The 3893-nt window shown below is 25.3% G+C and carries 3 protein-coding genes and 1 pseudogene; 2 read left to right on the top strand and 2 right to left on the bottom strand.

From position 1 onward, the window contains the following. A pseudogene (locus tag HF850_RS15505) lies at positions 1-180 on the top strand (hypothetical protein); the annotation flags it as partial. 487 nt (positions 181-667) lie between these two features. Here HF850_RS15505 and HF850_RS15215 read toward each other — a convergent pair. After that, positions 668-1654, bottom strand: coding sequence for a zinc ribbon domain-containing protein (locus tag HF850_RS15215; protein ID WP_169106264.1), 987 nt, complete (start codon positions 1652-1654; stop codon positions 668-670). A gap of 242 nt (positions 1655-1896) precedes the next feature. Between HF850_RS15215 and HF850_RS15210 the strand changes: the two genes are divergently transcribed. Beyond that, on the top strand, positions 1897-2631 hold the full coding sequence (locus HF850_RS15210) for a hypothetical protein (RefSeq protein ID WP_169106263.1): 735 nt from the start codon (positions 1897-1899) through the stop codon (positions 2629-2631). A 94-nt stretch (positions 2632-2725) separates the two neighbouring features. Here HF850_RS15210 and HF850_RS16060 read toward each other — a convergent pair whose 3' ends face one another. Further along, positions 2726-3700, bottom strand: a complete 975-nt coding sequence (locus HF850_RS16060; RefSeq protein WP_169106262.1) for an immunoglobulin-like domain-containing protein — start codon at positions 3698-3700, stop codon at positions 2726-2728. Between the last annotated feature and the right edge of the window lie 193 nt (positions 3701-3893).

Raw genomic sequence — 3893 nt, 5'->3', positions numbered from 1 at the left:
TCAGCCTGGTTTTGTGATTTTTATGGAATAGCAACTAAATATTTAGAGAACTATTTATCCTATTTTATATTGTTTAACCTTGATTATTGCTTTAAGTCTATGGATATGTCCTACTCCCTAGTAAAATGTTTTGGATTTATAAAAACAAGTAGTATTAAAAAAACAGAGCTTGTCTTGTAATATGTATTTTTTCATATAGTTTTATATTTAATTTCATATAATTTATAAGACATTAGAAGCAATTCCAGTACCCCAAAAAATACTTGTTTACATTTAACTTTATCTAATTTATAAACAACATTTTTTGAAAACAGCTCTTTATGCTATTAAAATAGTAATATATTATATACTTTTAAAGCTTTGGACAACTTAAGTTTAAAATCTTGGATTTCTATATTTTGTTATAAATATACAACAAAAAACTTCATAAACTGAAATCTCAATTTATGAAGTTCACCTAAATTAAACAACAAAATAAACTATAAAATTTTACAAAAACAAAGGAGTTTATCAATTACTCAACAAACTCCAATGTCAAAAACTATCTAACACTAACAACCCTATTATATACAAAACTTATGTTTTTTTCAATCAAAATGTTATTAATTACTATGCTTTTGTCGTTTTTCATAATCTGTAATATATAAATACTAATTAATTTATCTTATTATTTCAAATCTGATGATGTACTAAAGTTATCATAAATATATTGAATTATATCATAATAATAATGTTCCTGTGAATCTGGATATGAAACAACGAAAGAATCACATTTAGTGCCTTTATTATCATACCTGTTACATTGATAATATACTAATCCATCCTTCCTCCAAGTAACAACACTTTCACGCTTAGATAAATTTTTGTATCCTATCTCAGCATTTTCTTGCTTCAACTTATCTATAGTAGAATTATACTTTTCTTTTGCATTTTTACTGCCTGATGGAAGGTTATTACTTGAAGTAATACTTATAGATGCATCTGAATTATTAGTTTTTAGATTTATATATTCGTTAGTTTTATCCGATATATTAAAAAATGATGGGTATGCAAATTTAATATTTCCATCTTTTAATGAATCTGATATATAATTAATCTGTCCATCTGATGGAATATTATTAGGATTATTATTTTCAGCATTTACTTTAGATTCTTTTTTAATATTAGTATCTTTTTTATCATCAATTTCTTTTTTAGCTTCTGTTTCAGATGTATTATCAGATATGTTAGACTCATCACTAGATGATACTATTTTCTCATTTGTCTGTTTTTGTGTATCTGCTAATTCTATATTATTTGATTTATTGGTTAATTCTGAACTGCTACTTGTCTTTTCTAATCCCATACTTAGCTTAACTGTAGCAATTGTTATTATTACTCCAATAATTATTCCACTCAAAATTAATATTATCCTACTGGAATATTTTTTTATAAAATCTTTCACTGCCCTAATTTCTTTTGTATCAAGATTACTTTTTTCACATATATAGTCTTCATTTTCATCATCATATATATTATCATATGTAAAATCAACTTTAGGTATTATTATTTCTTGAGTGTCCCCTAGATTATTTATTATATTAACCTGCTCACCACAGATATTGCAAAACTTACTATCATCATCAATCTTTACTCCACAATTCCTACAATACATCTTTTCACTCCTTACCCATAATAATAATTAAGAAATACACTATTATTATATGATTTACATAAATATTTTTCAATATTTGTAAATTTAATACATATTATTTACTATTCAAATATTCTAATATTATTTAAAGATAAAAGTCATCTCTGTAATAAGATTTCCTTTTGGTAGAGCTTATTAAATGTTTTATTATAATACTATAACCAATAAAAATATAATAAACAAAGCAACAGAGGTAAAGAATTATGAAACGTATAAGTATTTTAATTTTCACTACAATTATATCCATGTTAACATTATCAAGCTGTAGCTCCAACAACTATGATTTTCAATTGTTCTATACCAAATATGCAAATGACCACATTTCTATAAATGATAAATTAGATAATTCACAAATTAATAATACATCAATCCTAAATAAACAATTAGAAATTAGTAAATTAGAAAAAAAATTCAAACCCCTATTAGATTCTCAAAAGACTTACTCAGAAATGACTGATTCCGAAAAAGAAACAGCAAAAGAAATAATAGCTAACTGGAACAAATTAAGCATGAACTTTAAATCTGAATATATAAAATGTAAGAAAAAACTAAAAGATAGTATGAATCAGAACAACTCAACATATTCAGCTGACCTGAATCTTGAAACATTGAAAGCTTCCTACAATACAAATATAACTTATAATGATCTCAGCAGAACTCCAGATGATTATATAGACAAAAAGATAACAGTTACTGGTACAATAATGCAAATAACAGGAGCATACTCTCAAAATGTTATAAAAATTGCAATTGATAATAATATTAATGAACCACTTTTTATAGATTATGACCCATCAATTATAGACGTAACTTTAAAACCAAATTCCTGTATTCAAATCAGAGGTATATTTGTAGAAATAGTTTCAGATTATTCACTTATACAAGGTGAAACAAAAATCCCCATAATATATGCAAATTATATAGATATAATTGAATAATTAAATAAAATAACGAATAAGGCCATTCGCATAACATAGCGAATGACCTTTAATAATAAACATTATAATAATTCATAATATCCTCTACTATTATCTATTCTAAGATAAAATTAGCATAATAATCTTTTCCATTAATCTTTTTAACTAATCTGTATTCTCCCATAGGTTTTTCTTCATCAATATTACTTATGCTAAATTTTCCCATATCAGTTTTATGAGCTTCTAATAATATAGAAATTTCAATAAAATTCTCATCTTTCAAAGAAATATGTTTCCACTTTCCATTTACTTTTTTCTCAATAGAATAATCTTTTCCATAACCTGCCTCAGAGTCAGTATTATTAATTATAATATATTCAACATTAAGGCCTGCATCTGATTTATATACTTTTTGTTTAGTCTTTAATGATATAGGCTCCTGATTTTTAACTTCAAACTCATATTCATAATACTTATTACCTAAATAATTGTAAATCTTATATTGGCCTGGTTCTAATTTACCACCTGCAAGTGTACTTACATCAATAGAATAATTTTCACTGGAATGAGCTCTTACAATTTTGTTACCTATCTTTCTGCTTCCATTCTTAAGATTCACAATTTCCCATAAACCATCATTTCTTAACTTTTGAAGATAATTCTCATCAGCCTTTACTTCATAGTCATGGTCTGTTCTATTTATTATACATACATCTATAGACTTAGAATCAGTACTAAATACCTTCTCTGATGTACTTAATTTAAATAAATCATTGGTATCTTCTACCCATTCTCCATTTTTATTGAAATAATACTTTTTTAAAATATAAATATCTGTGATGCCTTCCTTCATTACTCCATCAGAATCCAGATAACACCATCCCGAAGCCATTGCACCATCATCTTTTAAATAATACCAGTTTGTACCACTATTTAACCATCCAGTTTTCATTATTCCTTTATCATAATAATACCATTTTGAACCATACTTCTCCCCACCATTATATACTGCTGCTTCTGGTTTTATAGTTGTAATTGTTGTCATTCCCATAATTAATGCCACCCCCAATGCCAATTTATTTTTACTCATAATTTATTTCTCCTCAAATTAAATACAACATTATAAATCAATTACAACATATTATACACAAAAAATAATCCATTTAAGTACTCTTTTAACATTAAAGAATTCTTAATAAAAATTAAGGCTCAACACTAAAAACTGCGCTTGACAACTAAATTACCAATATTTACAGATAAAAAATGCACTTAAAATCCTGTAA

The sequence above is a fragment of the Clostridium sp. SM-530-WT-3G genome (assembly GCF_012843905.1).
Lineage (GTDB): Bacteria > Bacillota > Clostridia > Clostridiales > Clostridiaceae > Clostridium.
The sequence above is the reverse complement of the archived record's forward strand: the minus strand, read 5'-3'. Positions and strand labels throughout refer to the sequence as shown.